Here is an 18,845-nt window from a genome sequence, read left to right as displayed (position 1 = left end):
ACAACAGAAAACACTTTATTGAATTGCAAAAAAAGCCCCGACAGGTCGGGGCTTTTTTATTTGGTGCCCTAGCGGGCCGTTATTTGATCAGCCGCCAGGTGAATGGATAACGGTAGGGAAATCCCTTATTGGCCTTCACCGCAGCGATGATCGGCATGACCAACGCGCAAATCACCACCGGAACAATCAAAACATACCCGATCAGCACCACCATTAGCCCCACACAGATGAGCATGGCAATGGTCATGGTGATCTGAAAATTCAGCGATTCCTTACCCTGCGCATCGATAAACGGGTCAGTCTCACGCTTCATCTGCCAGAGGATCAGCGGGCCGAGCAGACTTCCAAAGGGAAATACGCTACCCAGAAAGCTGGACAAGTGACAAAACATCGCCCACTGGCGAATCTCCTGACTCGGTTTGGGCAGCACGTCTTGCTTGTCACTCATCGCGTCCTCCTTGCGGCTGTGAATTGGCTCAGTCGGCCAATGCGGCTTTTTGCAGTTCGAAAATCTCGTTCATGCCTTTCTTCGCCAGTTCCAGCATGGCATTCAAATCTTCAGGCTGGAACGGCGCGCCTTCAGCGGTGCCCTGAACCTCGATGAAACCACCGGTGCTGGTCATTACCACGTTCAGATCGGTCTCGGCAGCGGAATCTTCAAGATAGTCCAGATCCAGCACCGCCTCGCCCTGATACATGCCGACCGATACCGCGCCGATCATCTGCTTGAGCGGATCACCGCCTTTGAGGCCGCCACGTTTCTTGATCACTTTCAGTGCATCGACCAGCGCAACCATGGCGCCGGTGATCGATGCCGTGCGGGTGCCGCCGTCAGCCTGGATAACATCGCAGTCGACGTACAGGGTGACGTCGCCCAGCTTGGACATGTCCAGCGCCGCGCGCAGGGAGCGGCCGATCAGACGCTGGATTTCCAGGGTGCGGCCACCCTGCTTGCCGCGGCTCGCTTCACGCTGGTTACGCTCGCCGGTGGCGCGCGGCAGCATGCCGTATTCAGCGGTCAGCCAGCCCTGGCCCTGACCTTTGAGAAACCGCGGCACGCCGTTTTCGACGCTGACGGTGCAGATGACTTTGGTATCACCGAATTCGACCAGCACCGATCCTTCGGCGTGTTTGGTGTAGTTGCGGGTAATGCGGATCGAGCGGAGCTGATCGGCAGCGCGACCACTTGGACGTTTCATAGGGAATACCTGTACTGAGGACGGAAAACTACCGCGCATTATAGAGCGGTGCACCGCGCCTGGGCACTGGTTAAAAAGCCGGGGCGACCGGTGAAGGTTGTGAAACGCACGTTACCGACGGGCTGCAGCGCTTTGTCACACCGTGTGTTTGGGCGCATTCGCTGCACTGCGCTACAATCCTGCGCCTTTGCTGCCAGTCGGCTTACATTCATTGATATCGCGCCTGCGGAACATCCCTGCTGCGCCGATCTGCATTGCGAGGTCACCGCCATGGTGCACAGCATGACCGCCTTCGCCCGCGTCGAGAAAGCCGGCGCCCAGGGCACCCTGAGCTGGGAACTGCGCTCGGTCAACAGCCGCTATCTGGAACCGCACCTGCGTCTGCCGGAGTCGTTTCGCGACCTCGAAGGCGCCGTGCGCGAAGCGTTGCGTCAAGGTCTGTCGCGGGGCAAGCTCGAATGCACCCTGCGGTTCACTGAAGAAAGCACTGGCAAGGCGCTGCAGGTCGACCGCGAGCGCGCGGCGCAACTGGTCGCCGCTGCCGAAACCATCGCCGGCTTGATCAGCAACCCCGCTGCACTGAACCCCTTGGAAGTGCTGGCCTGGCCCGGCGTGCTGGTGGGTGATGCGACGGATCCACAAGCGCTGAACGCTGAAGCCCTGGCGCTGTTCAATCTAGGCTTGAAAGAATTGAAGGCCGGCCGCGAGCGCGAAGGCGCGGAGCTGGCCCGCTTGATCAATGATCGCCTGACCTCCATTGAAGAAGACGTCGTGACCCTGCGCGAGCTGGTCCCGCAAATGCTCGCCACCCAGCGCCAGAAGGTCCTCGACCGCTTCGCCGACATGAAGGCCGAGCTGGATCCGCAGCGCCTGGAACAGGAAATGGTCCTGCTCGCGCAAAAAAGCGACGTCGCCGAAGAACTGGATCGCCTGAGCACTCACATTATCGAAGTGCGCCGGGTGCTCAAGTCCGGGGGCGCCGCCGGGCGGCGCCTCGACTTCCTGATGCAGGAGCTCAACCGCGAAGCCAACACACTGGGCTCCAAAGCCTTCGACCCGCGCAGCACCCAGGCCGCCGTCAACCTCAAAGTGTTGATCGAGCAGATGCGCGAACAAGTGCAGAACATTGAGTAAGGCTACCCCGACATGACCCAACACACCGGCACCCTGTACATCATTTCCGCGCCATCGGGCGCGGGCAAGAGCAGCCTGGTCAAGGCCTTGACCGACGCTGACCCGGAGATTCGCGTTTCCGTCTCCCACACCACCCGCGCTATGCGCCCGGGCGAAGTGGACGGCGTGAACTATCACTTCGTGACCCGCGAAGAGTTCGTGAAAATGGGCGAACACGGTGACTTCCTTGAACGCGCCGAAGTCTTCGGCAACTTCTACGGCACTTCGCAAAGTCGCCTGCAGCAGACACTGGACGAAGGCCATGACCTGATCCTGGAAATCGACTGGCAAGGCGCCGAGCAAGTGCGCAAGCTGATGCCCCAGGCACGTTCGATCTTCATTCTGCCGCCATCGCTGCAAGCCCTGCACCAGCGCTTGACCAACCGCGGCCAGGACAGTGACGAGATCATCGACGGGCGGATGCGCGAAGCGGTCAGCGAGATGAGCCACTACGTCGATTACGATTATCTGATCATCAACGATGATTTCGCCCACGCGCTGGACGATCTGAAAGCGATTTTCCGCGCCAATCAGCTGCAACAAAAACGCCAGCAGGTGCGTTTCGGCAAATTGCTGGCCGAACTGCTCGGTTAAAACAGCCCTTTCCAAAATGCCTGCAAGCGCTTTACATTGGTGCTTGCAGCGCGTTGAAGGGCTTGGTCAAAAAATCAGCGCTTCCCTAATCGCTGGTGATTTTTTAAACTGCTGAGTCCGCTTGCCCATTCGGGCAGCGCGCATATTGCATTCGCTCCGAGGAATACCATGGCCCGCGTAACCGTTGAAGACTGCCTAGAACACGTGGAAAACCGCTTTGAGCTGGTCATGCTCTCTACCAAGCGTGCCCGTCAACTGGCCACCGGCGGCAAAGAGCCACTGGTTCAGTGGGAAAACGACAAGCCGACTGTTGTCGCGCTGCGTGAAATTGCTGAAGGCCTGATGAGCTACGAGTTCATCGCCGAGCAGGAAATCGTCCAGGATGAACCGCTGTTCGCAGCGTTCGAGGACGAGTCCAACGAGGCCGTCTAAGCCTATGCCTGGTCGACGTAGCACGGCGCGGGATCACAGCTTGCGGCAGGATTTATCATGCCGAGCATAGACGCCCTCGCCGATCGCTTATCGACCTACCTCGGCAACGACCAGGTCAACCTGGTCCGCCGAGCGTATTTCTACGCCGAACAAGCCCATGACGGTCAGCGCCGTCGCAGCGGCGAGGCGTACGTCACCCATCCTCTTGCGGTGGCGAATATTCTGGCCGACATGCACATGGACCATCAGAGCCTGATGGCCGCGATGCTGCATGACGTGATCGAAGATACCGGCATCGCCAAAGAGGCGCTGCAAGCGCAGTTCGGTGAAACCGTGGCCGAACTGGTCGACGGGGTCAGCAAACTGACCCAGATGAATTTCGAGACCAAGGCCGAAGCCCAGGCGGAAAACTTCCAGAAAATGGCCATGGCCATGGCGCGCGACATTCGCGTGATCCTGGTCAAGCTCGCCGACCGCCTGCACAACATGCGCACGCTGGAAGTGCTGTCCGGGGAAAAGCGCCGGCGCATCGCCAAGGAAACCCTCGAAATCTACGCGCCCATTGCCAACCGCCTGGGCATGCACGCGATCCGTATCGAATTCGAAGATCTCGGCTTCAAGGCCATGCACCCGATGCGTTCCGCGCGGATCTACCAGGCGGTCAAGCGCGCACGGGGCAACCGCAAGGAAATCGTCAACAAGATCGAAGAATCCCTTGGTCATTGCCTCGCTATCGACGGCATCCAGGGCGAAGTCAGCGGTCGCCAGAAACACCTCTATGGCATCTACAAGAAAATGCGCGGCAAGCGTCGGGCCTTCAACGAGATCATGGACGTCTACGCGTTCCGGATCATCGTCGACAAGGTCGATACCTGCTACCGCGTGCTAGGTGCTGTGCATAATTTGTACAAACCGTTGCCGGGGCGCTTCAAGGATTACATCGCAATCCCCAAGGCCAACGGCTACCAGTCGCTGCACACTACGCTGTTCGGCATGCACGGCGTACCGATCGAAATCCAGATCCGCACCCGTGAAATGGAAGAGATGGCCAACAACGGCATCGCCGCCCATTGGCTGTACAAATCCAGCGGTGATGAACAGCCGAAAGGCACTCATGCCCGCGCCCGCCAGTGGGTCAAAGGCGTGCTGGAAATGCAGCAGCGCGCCGGCAACTCGCTGGAATTCATCGAAAGCGTAAAAATCGACCTGTTCCCGGACGAGGTCTACGTGTTTACGCCCAAGGGCCGGATCATGGAGCTGCCGAAAGGCTCCACCGCAGTCGACTTTGCCTACGCGGTGCACACCGACGTCGGCAACAGCTGCATCGCCTGCCGGATCAACCGCCGTCTCGCACCGCTGTCCGAACCGCTGCAAAGCGGCTCCACGGTCGAGATTGTCAGCGCCCCCGGCGCCCGGCCGAACCCGGCGTGGCTCAACTTCGTGGTCACCGGCAAGGCGCGCACGCACATTCGCCACGCGCTGAAACTGCAGCGCCGCTCCGAGTCCATCAGCCTTGGCGAACGCCTGCTGAACAAGGTCCTCAACGGTTTCGACAGCTCGCTGGAGAAGATTCCGGCCGAACGCGTCAAGGCGATGCTCACCGAGTACCGCCTCGAACTGATCGAAGACCTGCTCGAAGACATCGGCCTGGGCAATCGCATGGCCTATGTGGTCGCCCGCCGCCTGCTGGGCGAAGGCGAGCAACTGCCAAGCCCGGAAGGCCCGCTGGCGATTCGCGGCACCGAAGGTCTGGTACTCAGTTACGCGAAATGCTGCACACCGATCCCGGGCGACCCGATTGTCGGCCACCTGTCGGCGGGCAAAGGCATGGTCGTGCACCTGGACAACTGCCGCAACATCAGCGAAATCCGGCACAACCCGGAAAAATGCATCCAGCTCTCTTGGGCCAAGGATGTCACCGGCGAATTCAACGTTGAACTGCGTGTCGAGCTGGAGCACCAGCGCGGCCTGATCGCCCTGCTGGCCAGCAGCGTCAACGCGGCTGACGGCAATATCGAAAAAATCAGCATGGACGAACGCGATGGTCGCATCAGCGTCGTGCAGTTGGTGGTCAGCGTCCACGACCGTGTGCACCTGGCCCGTGTGATCAAGAAACTGCGCGCCTTGACCGGAGTGATCCGCATCACCCGCATGCGTGCATAACCTGCCTATTACAAGGAGTCCTACATGACCAAAACCGTCATCACCAGCGACAAGGCCCCGGCCGCCATCGGTACTTACTCCCAGGCCATCAAGGCAGGCAACACCGTGTACATGTCGGGCCAGATCCCGCTGGACCCGAAAACCATGGAACTGGTCGAAGGCTTCGAAGCCCAGACCGTTCAGGTCTTCGAGAACCTCAAAGCAGTGGCCGAGGCCGCCGGTGGTTCGTTCAAGGACATCGTCAAGCTGAACATCTTCCTCACCGACCTGAGCCACTTCGCCAAGGTCAATGAGATCATGGGCAAGTACTTCGACCAGCCGTACCCGGCACGCGCCGCTATCGGCGTGGCAGCCCTGCCAAAGGGTTCGCAGGTTGAAATGGATGCCATTCTGGTCATCGAGTGATGCGCACGGCGCGGCCTTCAATGCCGCGCCGACTGCCGCAAGAAAAGGCTTTGAAAGGATTCCACCATGCGCAAAGCGCTAGCTCTCTCGCTGCTCGCCCTGCTCCTCGGCGGCTGCGCCAGCGACCCTGCCGACCGCGATATCAGCGGCACCTGGATCAATCAGGTGGCGATCGATGCCGCCGCCAAGGGCGGTCCCCTGCGCGAAGCGCTTCAGGCCTATGGCCCGAATCTGGAATGGGACGTCAACACCAAGGCCGGTCAGGCCCGCTACACCAACGGTTTTGAAAACGTCGAAGGACGGCTGCTGGGCGAAGAGTCCGGCGCCTGGAAAGTCGACTTTTATGGCAGCTCTGCGAGCGAGCTGAAACGCGACGGCAATCATCTGCAGCAAGCAGCCAGCGATAACGAACCGGAACAGCTGTTCGACCGCGCGCAGATTCCGGTCCCGGAAGGCGCACCGATTGGTGCCAGCTTCGAACGCGCACTGTATTCGGCGTACATGGGCGGCAACTGGAAAATCGTCAGCGGTGAGGGCGAAGGCGCCACTGTGCAGTTTCAGGCGGATGGCCAGGTCACCGGCCTGCCGGGCGCCGACCGCTATGCCTTGTGCCTGGCGGGAGATTGCGCGTCGATGAGCAACGGCAACGACAGCATGTGGCTGCAGCTCAATGGCCAGGGCAACAACTGGATCTTTGTGCGCAAAGGCAATGAGCTGGAGATTCTGCAGGCAGTGAATGCTGCGCTGGCGGATGAACAACCCCAATTTGCCGCGGGTGAGCGCAAGTGGTTGCTGGAGAAGCAGTAACCGTCTCTGAATTCCCAGGAATCCCCCTGTAGGAGTGAGCCTGCTCGCGATAGCGGTGTATCAGTCGACATTGAGGTGTCTATTGCGCCGCTATCGCGAGCAGGCTCACTCCTACAGTTGTTTTGTGTGGTCAGGAAGTCAGCATTTCCCTTCAAGAATCGCTGCGTAGCCTTCGCGGTAGGTTGGGTAAGTCGGCAGCCAACCCAATGCCTTAACCCGCGCATTGCTGCAACGTTTGCTGCCGGTGCGCCGCACACTGGCGTCGTCCGCCCATTCAGTCACACCCAGATATTCGCGCAACCAGCCCACGACTTCGGCTAGCGGCGCTGGCGCATCGTCGACGCCGATATACAACTGATCAAGCTTCACGCCCTGCCGGTCTTTTTCCAGCAAAAACGCCAGCAGCCCCGCCGCGTCATCAGCGTGAATCCGGTTGCCATACAGCGGCGGCTCGACCGCCACGCGGTAACCGCGACGCACTTGGGTCAGCAGCCACTCACGGCCCGGGCCGTAAATGCCGGTCAGACGCAGAACGCTGGCCGGAATACCGCTGCTGAGCGCGACCTGTTCGGCTTCGAGCATCAACCGCCCGGAATAACCGGCCGCGACAGTCTCTGAGGTCTCATCGACCCACTCCCCGCCCTGCTGCCCGTAAACGCTGCTACTGGAGACGAAAACCAGGCGTTCCGGCGCTTGCCCGTAGTCATTCAGCCAACCGAGCACGTTCTGCAGACCCTGCACGTAGGCCTTGCGATATCCCTCTTCGTCATGGTCAGTCGCCGCGGCGCAATAGACCACGTAATCGATAGCGCCGACCGGCCAGTTCGCCGGGCATTCTTCACTGAACAGGTCGCCGGCGACGCCAATAACGCCGTCCGGCAGGCGCGCAACATTGCGCCGAAGACCATAAACGTCCCAGCCGGCAGCCAATAGTTGCGTGGCCAGACGACTGCCGACATCACCACAACCGGCAATCAAAACAGAAGGCGCGGACATCAGAAAACTCCCATCGGAAAGGCACAGACTAGCGTCGGCGGAGGACGAACGGCTAGCAATGAAGGAAAAAAAGATACTCTATTACTTTTGTTAACAAGAATTACTTGCAATAATGCACGTCACTTTTGTTCTCGGCCTCACGAGGCCTGGAAGAGCATTACCGTTTTTCAATCTCAGGTCCGGCCAGCATGACACGTAATCAAACTCCCGCTTCGCCAACCAATCGACCTCGCGCCTGGAGCGCGGTGGCGGCTCTGTTGCTCAGCCTGATGCTGGCGCCGCCCGCCGCGTTCGCCGACGCCCAGGCCCCGGCCGCGCCAGCCGCTACCGAGCAGAACGCAGCGGCCGCCGCGCCCGCTGCACCGGCTGCCACCGATCCGGTGCAGAGCGTGCAAGCCGTCGACGCACCTGAAGTTCTCGAAGCCGACAACAGCCTGGGCATGGCCCACGACCTGTCGCCATGGGGCATGTACCAGAACGCCGACATCATCGTGAAAATCGTGATGATCGGTCTGGCCATCGCGTCGATCATCACCTGGACCATCTGGATCGCCAAAGGCTTCGAGCTGATGGGCGCCAAGCGTCGTCTGCGTGGCGAAATTGCCGCACTGAAAAAAGCCACCACCCTTAAAGAAGCCAGCGCCACCGCTGGCAAAGAAGGCACCCTCGCCAATCTGCTGGTGCACGACGCCCTCGAAGAAATGCGCCTGTCGGCCAACAGCCGCGAAAAAGAAGGCATCAAGGAACGCGTGAGCTTCCGCCTCGAGCGTCTGGTCGCGGCCTGCGGTCGCAACATGAGCAGCGGCACCGGCGTACTCGCCACCATCGGTTCCACCGCACCGTTCGTCGGCCTGTTCGGTACCGTGTGGGGCATCATGAACTCGTTCATCGGCATCGCCAAAACCCAGACCACCAACCTTGCCGTCGTTGCCCCGGGTATCGCTGAAGCGCTGCTGGCCACGGCGTTGGGTCTGGTTGCCGCGATTCCGGCGGTGGTGATCTACAACGTCTTCGCCCGCTCCATCGCCGGTTACAAGGCGCAGGTGTCCGATGCGTCGGCAGAAGTCCTGCTGCTGGTCAGCCGCGACCTCGACCACCAGCCTGAGCGCAGCTCGCAGCCGCACATGGTCAAAGTGGGGTAATCGGCCATGGGCCTGCATTTGAAAGAAGGCGCAGACGACGATCTGGCCGAGAACCACGAAATCAACGTCACGCCGTTCATCGACGTGATGCTGGTGCTGTTGATCATCTTCATGGTGGCCGCGCCGCTGGCCACCGTGGACATCAAAGTCGACCTGCCCGCCTCGACCGCCAAACCGGCGCCGCGGCCAGAGAAACCGGTGTTTCTCAGCGTGAAAGCTGACCAGCGCCTGTTCCTCGGCGACGACGAAGTGAAAGCCGAAGCACTCGGCGCCACGCTCGACGCCAAGACCCAGGGCAAGAAAGACACCACCATCTTCTTCCAGGCCGACAAAGGCGTGGATTACGGTGACCTGATGAGCGTGATGGATAACCTGCGCGCTGCCGGTTACCTGAAGGTCGGTCTGGTCGGTCTCGAGACGGCAGCCAAGAAATGATCAACACGCGCCATAAGCTGACGCGTTACAGCGGTAGCCTGGCCGTGGTGCTGGGCGTGCATGCGCTGGCCATCGCGCTGGCGCTGAACTGGACCACTCGCCCGCCCATCGAATTGCCGCCACAGGCAATGATGGTCGAGCTGGCACCAGTGCCCGCCCCGCCACCGCCGGCTCCGCCAAAAGTCGTCACACCGCCACAACCACCGGCGCCGGTGGAAGAGCTGCCGATGCCGAAACTGGCCGAAGCACCGAAAGCGGAAATCGCGGTACCGAAACCCAAGCCGAAGCCAAAGCCCAAACCGCCGAAGCCGGTCGAGAAGAAGCTGCCTGACCCGCCGAAGGAAAAACCTTCCGAGGAAAAGCCGGCCGATACCCAACCGACCCAGGCGCCGACGGAGAAATCCGCCCAGCCGGCACCGGGCCCGTCGCCAGCACAACTGGCGGCCAAGGCCAGTTGGCAAGGCACCCTGCTCGCGCATTTGCAGAAGTACAAGAAATACCCGCAAAGCGCACAGGCACGGGGCAAGGAAGGCTTGAACCGTCTGCGCTTTGTCGTTGATGGCGAAGGTAACGTGTTGTCGTTCGAGCTGGTGGGTCGCTCCGGCAACGCCGATCTGGACCGGGCCACCCTGGACATGATCCGCCGCGCGCAACCGCTGCCCAAGCCACCGGCCGACATGCTCAACAACGGCTCGATCGAAATTGTTGCGCCGTTTGTTTATTCGCTCGAACGCCGCCGCTAAGCAACATCGCAATACCTGTGGGAGCTGGCTTGCCAGCGATAGCGGTGTGTCAGAGAAGGCTTTATTAGCTGACCCACCGCAATCGCTGGCAAGCCAGCTCCCACAAGGTTCTTCGCCAGCCGAGAGAACCAAGCCAAAAGGCACCGAAAGGTGCCTTTATCGTATCTCCCTGCGGCAAACCGACATCGCCCGGTGTCGCACTCAGCCCTCAGTCTGATAACGTGCGTCTATCGATTGCAGCCGGTATGCTTGGCGCGCATCTTCATGGACGCTTGCTATGACCCTCACAGAATTACGCTACATCGTTACCCTCGCCCAAGAGCAGCATTTCGGCCACGCAGCCGAGCGTTGCCACGTCAGCCAGCCGACGCTGTCGGTGGGCGTGAAGAAACTTGAAGACGAACTCGGTGTGCTGATTTTCGAGCGCAGCAAAAGCGCCGTGCGCCTGACCCCGGTCGGCGAAGGCATCGTCGCCCAGGCGCAGAAAGTGCTTGAGCAGGCCCAAGGCATCCGCGAACTGGCCCAGGCCGGCAAGAACCAGCTGACCGCACCGCTGAAAGTCGGCGCCATCTACACCGTCGGCCCGTACCTGTTCCCGCACCTGATTCCGCAACTGCACCGGGTCGCCCCGCAGATGCCGTTGTACATCGAAGAAAACTTCACCCACGTGCTGCGCGACAAACTGCGCAACGGCGAGCTCGACGCGATCATTATCGCTTTGCCGTTCAACGAAGCCGACGTGCTGACCCTGCCGCTGTACGACGAGCCGTTCTACGTCCTGATGCCGGCCCAGCACCCGTGGACCAAAAAAGAAACCATCGACGCCGGCCTGCTCAACGACAAGAGCCTATTGCTGCTCGGCGAAGGCCACTGCTTCCGCGATCAGGTGCTCGAAGCCTGCCCGACCCTGACCAAGGGCAACGACGGCGCCAAGCACACCACAGTCGAATCCAGCTCGCTGGAGACCATTCGGCACATGGTCGCCTCCGGCCTGGGCATCTCGATCCTGCCGCTGTCGGCAGTGGACAGCCATCACTACGCCCCGGGTGTGATCGAAGTCCGTCCGCTGACCGCGCCGGTGCCGTTCCGCACCGTGGCGATCGCCTGGCGCGCGAGCTTCCCACGGCCGAAAGCCATCGAGATCCTCGCCGACTCCATTCGCCTGTGCTCGGTGGCCAAGCCTGCCGCGCCGGTCACGGCCGGTTAAGCCAGGGTCATGACGGAGCTGTCGCAAGTGTCGGTGACGGCACTCAAGGGTGTCGGCGAAGCCATGGCCGAGAAGCTGGCCAAGGTCGGCCTCGAGAATCTGCAGGACGTGCTGTTTCACCTGCCGCTGCGTTATCAGGACCGCACCCGCGTGGTGCCGATCGGTGCGCTGCGGCCGGGGCAGGACGCCGTGGTCGAAGGCACCGTCAGCGGTGCCGACGTGGTCATGGGTCGCCGTCGCAGCCTTGTAGTGCGCTTGCAAGACGGGACCGGCGGCCTGAGTCTGCGCTTCTACCATTTCAGCAACGCGCAGAAAGAAGGCCTCAAGCGTGGCACGCGCGTGCGCTGCTACGGCGAAGCGCGGCCCGGTGCGTCCGGCCTGGAAATCTACCATCCGGAATACCGCGCGATCACCGGCGACGAACCGCCGCCCGTAGACGAAACCCTGACACCGGTCTACCCGCTCACCGAAGGCCTGACCCAACAGCGTCTGCGCCAGTTGTGCATGCAGACCCTAACCATGCTTGAACCTTCGACCCTGCCCGACTGGCTGCCGACCGAGCTCGCTCGCGACTACCAACTCGCGCCGCTGGCCGATGCGATCCGTTACCTGCACAACCCACCCGCCGATGCCGATGTCGATGAACTCGCCCTCGGTCATCATTGGGCGCAGCATCGTCTGGCCTTCGAAGAATTGCTCACCCATCAACTGTCGCAGCAGCGCCTGCGCGAAAGCCTGCGTTCGCTACGCGCACCGGCGATGCCGAAAGCCACGAAGCTGCCACCGAAATACCTGAAGAACCTCGGCTTCAGCCCGACCGGTGCCCAGCAACGGGTCGGCAACGAAATTGCCTACGACCTCAGCCAGCACGAACCGATGCTGCGGCTGATTCAGGGCGACGTCGGCGCGGGCAAAACCGTGGTCGCCGCCCTCGCTGCGCTGCAAGCGCTGGAGGCTGGTTATCAGGTCGCGCTGATGGCACCGACCGAGATTCTTGCCGAACAACACTTCATCACCTTCAAGCGCTGGCTCGAACCGCTAGGGATCGACGTCGCGTGGCTGGCCGGCAAGCTCAAGGGCAAGAACCGCGTCGCCGCGCTGGAACAGATCGCCAGCGGCACGCCAATGGTCGTCGGCACTCATGCGCTGTTTCAGGACGAAGTGCAGTTCAAGAACCTGGCGCTGGTGATCATCGACGAACAACACCGCTTCGGCGTGCAGCAGCGTCTGGCGCTGCGGCAGAAAGGCGTCGGTGGGCGCATGTGCCCGCATCAACTGATCATGACCGCCACACCGATTCCACGCACGCTGGCGATGAGCGCCTACGCCGACCTCGACACCTCGATCCTCGACGAATTGCCGCCCGGCCGGACCCCGGTCAACACCGTGCTGGTCACCGACACCCGTCGCGTTGAAGTCATCGAACGCGTGCGCGGCGCCTGTGCCGAGGGCCGACAAGCGTATTGGGTATGCACGCTGATCGAAGAATCCGAAGAGCTGACCTGCCAGGCCGCCGAAACCACCTTCGAAGACCTCACCGCCGCCCTCGGCGAATTGAAAGTCGGGCTGATTCACGGGCGCATGAAGCCCGTCGAAAAAGCTGCGGTGATGGCCGAGTTCAAGGCTGGCAACCTGCAACTGCTGGTTGCCACCACGGTGATCGAAGTCGGCGTCGACGTGCCTAACGCCAGCCTGATGATCATCGAAAACCCCGAACGCCTGGGTCTTGCGCAACTGCACCAGTTGCGCGGTCGGGTGGGTCGAGGCAGCGCGGCCAGTCATTGCGTGCTGCTTTACCATCCGCCGCTGTCGCAGATCGGCCGGCAGCGTTTGGGCATCATGCGCGAGACCAACGACGGTTTCGTCATCGCTGAGAAAGATCTCGAACTGCGCGGTCCCGGGGAAATGCTCGGCACTCGTCAGACCGGCCTGCTGCAATTCAAGGTCGCCGATCTGATGCGCGACGCTGACCTGTTGCCCGCCGTGCGCGACGCCGCGCAAGCCCTGCTGGAGCGCTGGCCGACCCACGTCAGCCCGTTGCTTGATCGCTGGCTGCGGCATGGGCAGCAATACGGCCAAGTGTGAGCACTGTCGCAGTTTCCGACAGCTCGTTCCGGCAGAGGTGGTTATACTCCTGCCATTGTTTCAAAAACGGATACAGACCATGACCGAAGCTGCTCTCGTCCCCGAATCTCCGCAAGCTCCGTCTGTTATTCGGCTGCTGCTCAACAAGCTGGGCGTTGCCTACGAAGAAGTGCTCGACCACCACGGCCTCAATGCGTCGCGCAAAGTGCAGGCCGTTCTGCTGGACGACGCCGTCGGCGCGTTGATGGTGCTGTTTCCACAGAGCCAGTTGCTGGATCTCAATCGCCTCGCCGAACTCACTGGTCGCCGCCTCACAGCCGTGTCCACCGAACGCCTGGAAAAGATGCTCGGCAAACACAATCTGAGCCTGCTGCCGGGCCTGCCGGCGCTGACCAGTTCGCCTTGCCTCTACGAAGAAAGCCTGTTGCGCGAGCCGAAGTTGCTGATCAACTCCGGCGAGCCCGGCGTGCTGCTGGAAATCGCCAGCGAAGATTTCAAGACCATGCTGACCAAGGCCAGCGCCGCCAACTTCGGCGAAGCCCTGAGCAGCATCCGCCCCAACCTCGACCGCCCGGACGATGACCGCGAGGAAATCACCCAGGCCGTGCAGGCGTTCACCGCGCGGCGCATCCAGCAGCGTCTGGAAGCGACCATCGAGATTCCGCCGCTGGCCGAAACTGCGCAAAAAATCATCAAGCTGCGCGTCGATCCCAACGCCACCATCGACGACATCACCGGCGTCGTTGAAACCGACCCGGCGCTGGCCGCGCAAGTGGTGAGCTGGGCGGCGTCGCCGTACTACGCCTCGCCGGGCAAGATTCGTTCGGTGGAAGACGCGATCGTCCGCGTGCTGGGTTTCGATCTGGTGATCAACCTCGCGCTGGGCCTGGCCCTCGGCAAGACTCTGAGCCTGCCCAAAGACCACCCGCAACACACCACGCCGTACTGGCAGCAGTCGATCTATACCGCTGCAGTCATCGAAGGCCTGACCCGCGCCATGCCGCGTGCCCAGCGCCCGGAAGCCGGCCTGACCTACCTCGCTGGTCTGCTGCACAACTTCGGTTATCTGCTGCTGGCCCACGTGTTCCCGCCGCACTTCTCGCTGATCTGCCGGCACCTGGAGGTCAATCCGCACCTGTGTCACAGCTACATCGAGCAACACTTGCTGGGCATCAGCCGCGAACAGATCGGCTCGTGGCTGATGCGCTACTGGGACATGCCGGATGAATTGGCCACCGCCCTGCGCTTCCAGCACGACCCAAGCTACGACGGCGCCTACGCCGAATACCCGAACCTCGTCTGCCTGGCCGTACGCCTGCTGCGCAGCCGCGGCATCGGCTCCGGCCCCGACGAAGACATCCCCGACGCGCTGCTCGAACGTGTCGGTTTGAGCCGCGAAAAAGCCAATGATGTGGTCAGCAAAGTGCTTGAGGCTGAAGTGCTGCTGCGGGAACTGGCTTCGCAGTTCAGCCAGGCATAAAACGAAACAGGCCCGCTCCCCAGTATTTACACAAATCCCTGTGGGAGCGAGCCTGCTCGCGAAGAATCCAACTCGGTCTACCAGACCGCCACTGATCGTTCCCACGTTCCGCGTGGGAATGCATCCCGTGACGCTCCGCGTCACCAAAGGCTCAAGCCTTACCCTTAGCCTTCCTCGGCACCAAATACTTCATCAACCCCTGAAACCACATCACCAGCGCCGGATTACCCTTGAGCTGGATCGACTTGTCCTGAATGCCCTGCATAAACGCCAACTGCTTGTTCTTCGCCTGCATCGTCGCAAAGCCATAACCGGCATCTTTAAACGCAATCGCAAACGCCGGCTCCGCCACCACGCCAGACTTGCTGGTGATGCGCTGATCCTTGACCACGAAATGCCGCGCCACTTTCCCGTCCAGCGTCTGCAGCTGAAACACCAGATCCTTGTCACCCAACTGCTGTTGGAACGCAGGATTTGTCCGGCTGGCCTTACCCATCAACAAACCCATCATCCATAGAAGAAAACGAAATTTCATGCGCACAGCCTCAAAAGGAAAATGAACGGCCGGGGCAGTGTAAGGGATTCGGACGATAACGCCAGTATCTGACGCTATTGGAGGATTATGTAAGCGATTTCCTGCACGATGACTGCCAAGTCACGATTCAGCGCTCGCCCACTGATCGTTCCCCCGCTCCGCGTGGGAATGCATCCCGAGACGCTCCGCGTCTCACCACTCACCTTTCCTACACCTGTTGAAACACATCCCTGTAGGAGTTGGCGAAGCCTGCGATCTTTTGATCTTCCGCCCCGCGAACCCATGGGAAATTTCCTGCGAAGTGCCGGGCTGTCCGTGAACTAGGCGGGATTGGTCGTGAGGGATAGGCTTTGTGTGTCGCCGCAAAATCGGCGATACGGACGTGCAAGTCCGGCGGGAGTACACATTGGTTATGGCAATTCGCCGAGCGTTTTCCTATGCTCGCGGATCGTTATGGCTGCTGTGTATGGGAGGCCTTCGGGTCTGCCGGGTGACTCCACCGGTCTTGCACACCTATGCACAGCTGCCACCCCTTTCGAAGTGCGAGCGAAACGGTGCCAGCTCCTGAAACTGGAGTAAGACCGAATGAAGAAACCAACACCCAATCCCCCGGAAACCCCGGACATATCGCCCTACGAATCTCTGGAATCGAAGAAATTCCACGAAGCCGCCGAACGCGCCCTCGACCACCATTTCAAACCAGCCGTCGAACCACATCCCAAACGTGAGAACGGCCTCTTCAAACTCTCCCCCGGCACCGACGCCGAAGCCCTCATGGCCAACGCCTCGGAAGACCTCCTGTCCATCAGCGTCATCGCCTGCGACCTCGCCGACGACCTCCATGGCTCACGCCGTTCTGTGGCACTGGCCCTGAGCAGGATGGCGGATGGGGTGCGATTGATGGTGGAAGGGACGCTTGATCATATTGAGGTGAAGAGCGCGGCGGCGCAGCCGTAGCGGGATTTGCGGATGAAAAAAGGGGACGTTAAGTCCTCTTTCGAAATCTCGATAACAAAAACTAGCGAAAGTCCTCTGCGCTTTTTGGGCGCGCTTCCAACCCCGGAGCGCCGCCCGGTTTATGTAGGCATTCCCTCCCTCACCGCAATACTGCCGGAACACCGCCTTGTCGTCCTTGAGCACCGTCAGATAACTCAGAAAGGCTTGATTAACGAGGTAGGTATAAGCACCGTTTTTGAACTTGATGATGTTCAAGTTCACGCTGCCTTCAGAAGCGTTCACGACAAAGAATTTGCCCTTGGGCGGCAAAGCCGCCTTCGGATAGATCATCTCTATTTTGTTCGGCACGCCGTAACGGTACTGAACAAAACCGGCCGTGGGCTTGCTGTTTCCCCGTGCACAAACGGAAACCGTCTTACCACCCTCCAACGGGCAACTGAAGTAAATGTCTTCGTCATCTGAACACAACGTTCCATCCTGCCTGCCCTTCAATGGCGCTGTTTCTTGCGAGACGCGTTCTGATATTTGAGTGACATCGGCGCAATTGGACAAACACACCAGCTTCGAAAGATCCGGAACATCGCTTTCAGTAAACAGGTACGTCGCTGAACCATCACGGTTGCGAGCGTGGTAAACGGGAACACTGACAGCCAGCCCCTTGGCTGACACGGGCACGATTTTATCCTTCCCTGAGACGACCCAGCCTTCAGCACCACCGCACAACGCCTCCAAAGCAACTTCACTGAAGGGTTCTTCCGTGGGCACGGCGAACGGCTTGGCATCACCTCGGCAGTCGTAGCCGTGCCAGTACGGTCCGGTGTTCGGGTCAATGTCTATCGAGAAAATATAGGCGCCGTCGAGTACTACTTTTCCGCCGTTGTAGGTAAAAACCAGCCAACGACGCGTCTTTGCCTGGGAGTAGTTTTCGTTCTCCAGAATGTAACGCTCGCCATCTCGATACAGCCAGAAACCACTCATTGCTCCGGCCGACTCCGCCTCGTCGGAGAGACGTTGCCCGGATTTTGCGTCCACCAGAAGGTTTTCTTTCAACGCCAACGCACAGCCGCTGTCGGCCTCCATGCATGACTTGAGGGACGGGAACATTGGCCCCGCAGCCACAGAGAAAGAGCACAGCAATAACGCGACCAAAGCTAATCTTTTCAACTCGCCTCCCCGCTGATGATTCAAGAGCCTGATTGAATATGAAAAAAGGGGCGTTAAGCCCCCCTACGTGAGTATTCCCTGTCTCACCACTGGCAACCTGTTTCAGATTTCGAATCCACGTTGTAATCGTTTTCAAACGAATACTTCTTTGCAGATTTGTAATTCGTATACGTCATCGCATCAACCCGGCCACCCTGAGTGACCATCTGATACTCACCTGTCAGTGCGCCATCAACTACTTCAACCCAAGTTGTCGTGTACTGGTAGGGCCGGCCATACACGAGTTCTTCTTGTTCAGTATTGCGATGAACCAGAGTGATGGCCTTCTTCGACTTGCTGTACTTGACGCCAGCACCGCTCCACTTGGCGACAGAATCGTAATAGGTTCTGAACTCAAAATTTATGGGCTTGCCTTCGTGGGAGCGGAAGCAAAAAACCTCGGTCGTGACCTCGCTATGAGCCGCCAGAGGAACGAAAACGAGCAACGCGGAAAACAATGCAGACGAAAATTTCAAACCGAACATTCCTTTAGCGGTTTCAGGGGTGTCAACAAACTACTCGGGCCTGTTATGCACCAGGCTCAAGCGCGCCGCATTTCAGCTCTTTGATTTGCTCGTTCTTGATCGGAATCACACAAGCGAGGCGCTTCTCTCCGAGCCCACGAAGCTCCGTCAACCTGAGCGTCACGTGCAATCCATCATCGGCAAACGCATGATCCTCAAACCCGGCATCGGCATAGTCCGTCCAAAATGCCTTGCCCTCGAAACTGCAAAACCGCTCGGAGGACAGCACTCTCCAACCGCCGTTGGGCGCCAGTATCTGGAGCGTCAGGCATGGACTGCCAAAGGTGCTGACATAACGTGCCACGATATCGCCGAAGCGTTGAGAGCCGGACAGGTACACCTTGTTGAGATCGACCACATTACCCGGCTCATCAGCGATGATAGTGTCCAGGTAGGCCGCACGCTCCAGACTCATTCTGGCCATGCAGCTGCTGATCGTCGTGACATGCGCTGCCACCCCAGGCTCGATTTCCGTGGCTTCAAGCGGGCACGTGGTGTCGCGTAGCTTGATCCAGGCGCGCTGGGATTCTCTGGCCATGGCGACCAGCGCCTTACCCTGCTCAGGGTCGCGCCGCTGTTGAGCTTCAAACCGTCCCAGCAGTTTCTTGTAGCTGGCATTGAGTTGCGTGTCGGCTTCCTTGCGGGCTGCCTCCACACACCGATCAACCTGGGCGCTAACGGTGATTTCTTTGCAGTCGTCCTCGGCCATCGCAAAAGAGGCAAACAGGCATCCAAAGGACAACGCGATAAAACGCACACGCATGT

General features: G+C 60.1%; 20 protein-coding genes. 13 read left to right on the top strand and 7 right to left on the bottom strand.

What is annotated here, in order from left to right; genetic code table 11:
* Positions 1-79: 79 nt before the first annotated feature.
* Together M0746_RS26400 and rph are read right to left on the bottom strand one after the other, a co-directional pair.
* The gene (locus M0746_RS26400; protein WP_208939252.1) at positions 80-448 is read right to left on the bottom strand and encodes a DUF4870 domain-containing protein; all 369 of its coding nucleotides are present in this window, start codon (positions 446-448) and stop codon (positions 80-82) included.
* Positions 449-476: 28 nt separating this feature from the next.
* Positions 477-1,199: a ribonuclease PH gene (gene rph, locus M0746_RS26395; RefSeq protein WP_090287527.1), complete on the bottom strand. Its 723-nt coding sequence runs from the start codon at positions 1,197-1,199 to the stop codon at positions 477-479.
* A gap of 270 nt (positions 1,200-1,469) precedes the next feature.
* Here rph and M0746_RS26390 point away from each other — a divergent pair, with 270 nt between their 5' ends.
* The 6 genes from M0746_RS26390 (at position 1,470) to M0746_RS26365 (ending at position 6,773) form a co-directional block, all read left to right on the top strand.
* Entirely contained in the window at positions 1,470-2,333 is an 864-nt protein-coding gene (locus tag M0746_RS26390; protein ID WP_208939251.1) for a YicC/YloC family endoribonuclease, read from the top strand.
* Positions 2,334-2,345: 12 nt separating this feature from the next.
* Entirely contained in the window at positions 2,346-2,966 is a 621-nt protein-coding gene (gmk, locus tag M0746_RS26385) for a guanylate kinase (protein ID WP_039757364.1), read from the top strand.
* Between the two features lie 168 nt (positions 2,967-3,134).
* The gene (gene rpoZ, locus M0746_RS26380; RefSeq protein WP_008030604.1) at positions 3,135-3,398 is read left to right on the top strand and encodes a DNA-directed RNA polymerase subunit omega; all 264 of its coding nucleotides are present in this window, start codon (positions 3,135-3,137) and stop codon (positions 3,396-3,398) included.
* 57 nt (positions 3,399-3,455) lie between these two features.
* Positions 3,456-5,561 carry a bifunctional GTP diphosphokinase/guanosine-3',5'-bis pyrophosphate 3'-pyrophosphohydrolase gene (gene spoT, locus M0746_RS26375; RefSeq protein ID WP_007920338.1) on the top strand — a complete coding sequence of 702 codons (2,106 nt, stop codon included), beginning with the start codon at positions 3,456-3,458 and terminating at the stop codon, positions 5,559-5,561.
* Positions 5,562-5,585: 24 nt separating this feature from the next.
* Entirely contained in the window at positions 5,586-5,966 is a 381-nt protein-coding gene (locus tag M0746_RS26370; RefSeq protein ID WP_003229509.1) for a RidA family protein, read from the top strand.
* A 66-nt stretch (positions 5,967-6,032) separates the two neighbouring features.
* Positions 6,033-6,773, top strand: a complete 741-nt coding sequence (locus tag M0746_RS26365; RefSeq protein ID WP_258451166.1) for a hypothetical protein — start codon at positions 6,033-6,035, stop codon at positions 6,771-6,773.
* 138 nt (positions 6,774-6,911) lie between these two features.
* Here M0746_RS26365 and M0746_RS26360 read toward each other — a convergent pair whose 3' ends face one another.
* The gene (locus tag M0746_RS26360) at positions 6,912-7,769 is read right to left on the bottom strand and encodes an SDR family oxidoreductase (protein WP_258451165.1); all 858 of its coding nucleotides are present in this window, start codon (positions 7,767-7,769) and stop codon (positions 6,912-6,914) included.
* 188 nt (positions 7,770-7,957) lie between these two features.
* Here M0746_RS26360 and exbB point away from each other — a divergent pair, with 188 nt between their 5' ends.
* The 6 genes from exbB (at position 7,958) to M0746_RS26330 (ending at position 14,861) form a co-directional block, all read left to right on the top strand.
* Complete coding sequence (exbB, locus tag M0746_RS26355) at positions 7,958-8,911, top strand: tonB-system energizer ExbB (RefSeq protein WP_258451164.1); 954 nt, start codon at positions 7,958-7,960, stop codon at positions 8,909-8,911.
* A gap of 6 nt (positions 8,912-8,917) precedes the next feature.
* Positions 8,918-9,346, top strand: coding sequence for a TonB system transport protein ExbD (exbD, locus tag M0746_RS26350; protein WP_090287539.1), 429 nt, complete (start codon positions 8,918-8,920; stop codon positions 9,344-9,346).
* Positions 9,343-10,089: a TonB family protein gene (locus M0746_RS26345; protein ID WP_090287542.1), complete on the top strand. Its 747-nt coding sequence runs from the start codon at positions 9,343-9,345 to the stop codon at positions 10,087-10,089. The genes exbD and M0746_RS26345 overlap by 4 nt, the downstream gene beginning before the upstream one ends.
* Positions 10,090-10,366: 277 nt before the next feature.
* Positions 10,367-11,296 carry a hydrogen peroxide-inducible genes activator gene (locus M0746_RS26340; RefSeq protein ID WP_090287545.1) on the top strand — a complete coding sequence of 310 codons (930 nt, stop codon included), beginning with the start codon at positions 10,367-10,369 and terminating at the stop codon, positions 11,294-11,296.
* Between the two features lie 9 nt (positions 11,297-11,305).
* Positions 11,306-13,381: an ATP-dependent DNA helicase RecG gene (gene recG, locus M0746_RS26335; protein WP_258451163.1), complete on the top strand. Its 2,076-nt coding sequence runs from the start codon at positions 11,306-11,308 to the stop codon at positions 13,379-13,381.
* A 79-nt stretch (positions 13,382-13,460) separates the two neighbouring features.
* A complete protein-coding gene (locus M0746_RS26330) occupies positions 13,461-14,861 on the top strand; it encodes an aminoacyl-tRNA deacylase and HDOD domain-containing protein (RefSeq protein WP_258451162.1) in 1,401 nt (466 codons plus the stop codon).
* A gap of 151 nt (positions 14,862-15,012) precedes the next feature.
* Here the strand turns inward: M0746_RS26330 and M0746_RS26325 are convergent, their stop codons facing one another.
* The gene (locus tag M0746_RS26325; RefSeq protein WP_258451161.1) at positions 15,013-15,396 is read right to left on the bottom strand and encodes an SCP2 sterol-binding domain-containing protein; all 384 of its coding nucleotides are present in this window, start codon (positions 15,394-15,396) and stop codon (positions 15,013-15,015) included.
* A gap of 585 nt (positions 15,397-15,981) precedes the next feature.
* Here M0746_RS26325 and M0746_RS26320 point away from each other — a divergent pair.
* The gene (locus M0746_RS26320; protein WP_258451160.1) at positions 15,982-16,353 is read left to right on the top strand and encodes a DUF6124 family protein; all 372 of its coding nucleotides are present in this window, start codon (positions 15,982-15,984) and stop codon (positions 16,351-16,353) included.
* On the opposite strand, the gene M0746_RS26315 is transcribed toward M0746_RS26320, so the two are convergent.
* The 3 genes from M0746_RS26315 to M0746_RS26305 all read right to left on the bottom strand — a co-directional run bounded on the left by M0746_RS26315 (position 16,243) and on the right by M0746_RS26305 (position 18,843).
* Complete coding sequence (locus M0746_RS26315; protein WP_258451159.1) at positions 16,243-17,433, bottom strand: hypothetical protein; 1,191 nt, start codon at positions 17,431-17,433, stop codon at positions 16,243-16,245. The two genes, M0746_RS26320 and M0746_RS26315, sit on opposite strands and share 111 nt — an antisense overlap.
* Before the next feature lie 167 nt (positions 17,434-17,600).
* Entirely contained in the window at positions 17,601-18,041 is a 441-nt protein-coding gene (locus M0746_RS26310) for a hypothetical protein (protein ID WP_258451158.1), read from the bottom strand.
* A gap of 43 nt (positions 18,042-18,084) precedes the next feature.
* Positions 18,085-18,843, bottom strand: a complete 759-nt coding sequence (locus M0746_RS26305) for a lysozyme inhibitor LprI family protein (protein WP_258451529.1) — start codon at positions 18,841-18,843, stop codon at positions 18,085-18,087.
* Between the last annotated feature and the right edge of the window lie 2 nt (positions 18,844-18,845).

Source organism: Pseudomonas sp. S11P7, assembly GCF_023195435.1.
GTDB classification, from domain to species: Bacteria; Pseudomonadota; Gammaproteobacteria; order Pseudomonadales; family Pseudomonadaceae; genus Aquipseudomonas; species Aquipseudomonas fluorescens_G.
The sequence above is the reverse complement of the archived record's forward strand: the minus strand, read 5'-3'. Positions and strand labels throughout refer to the sequence as shown.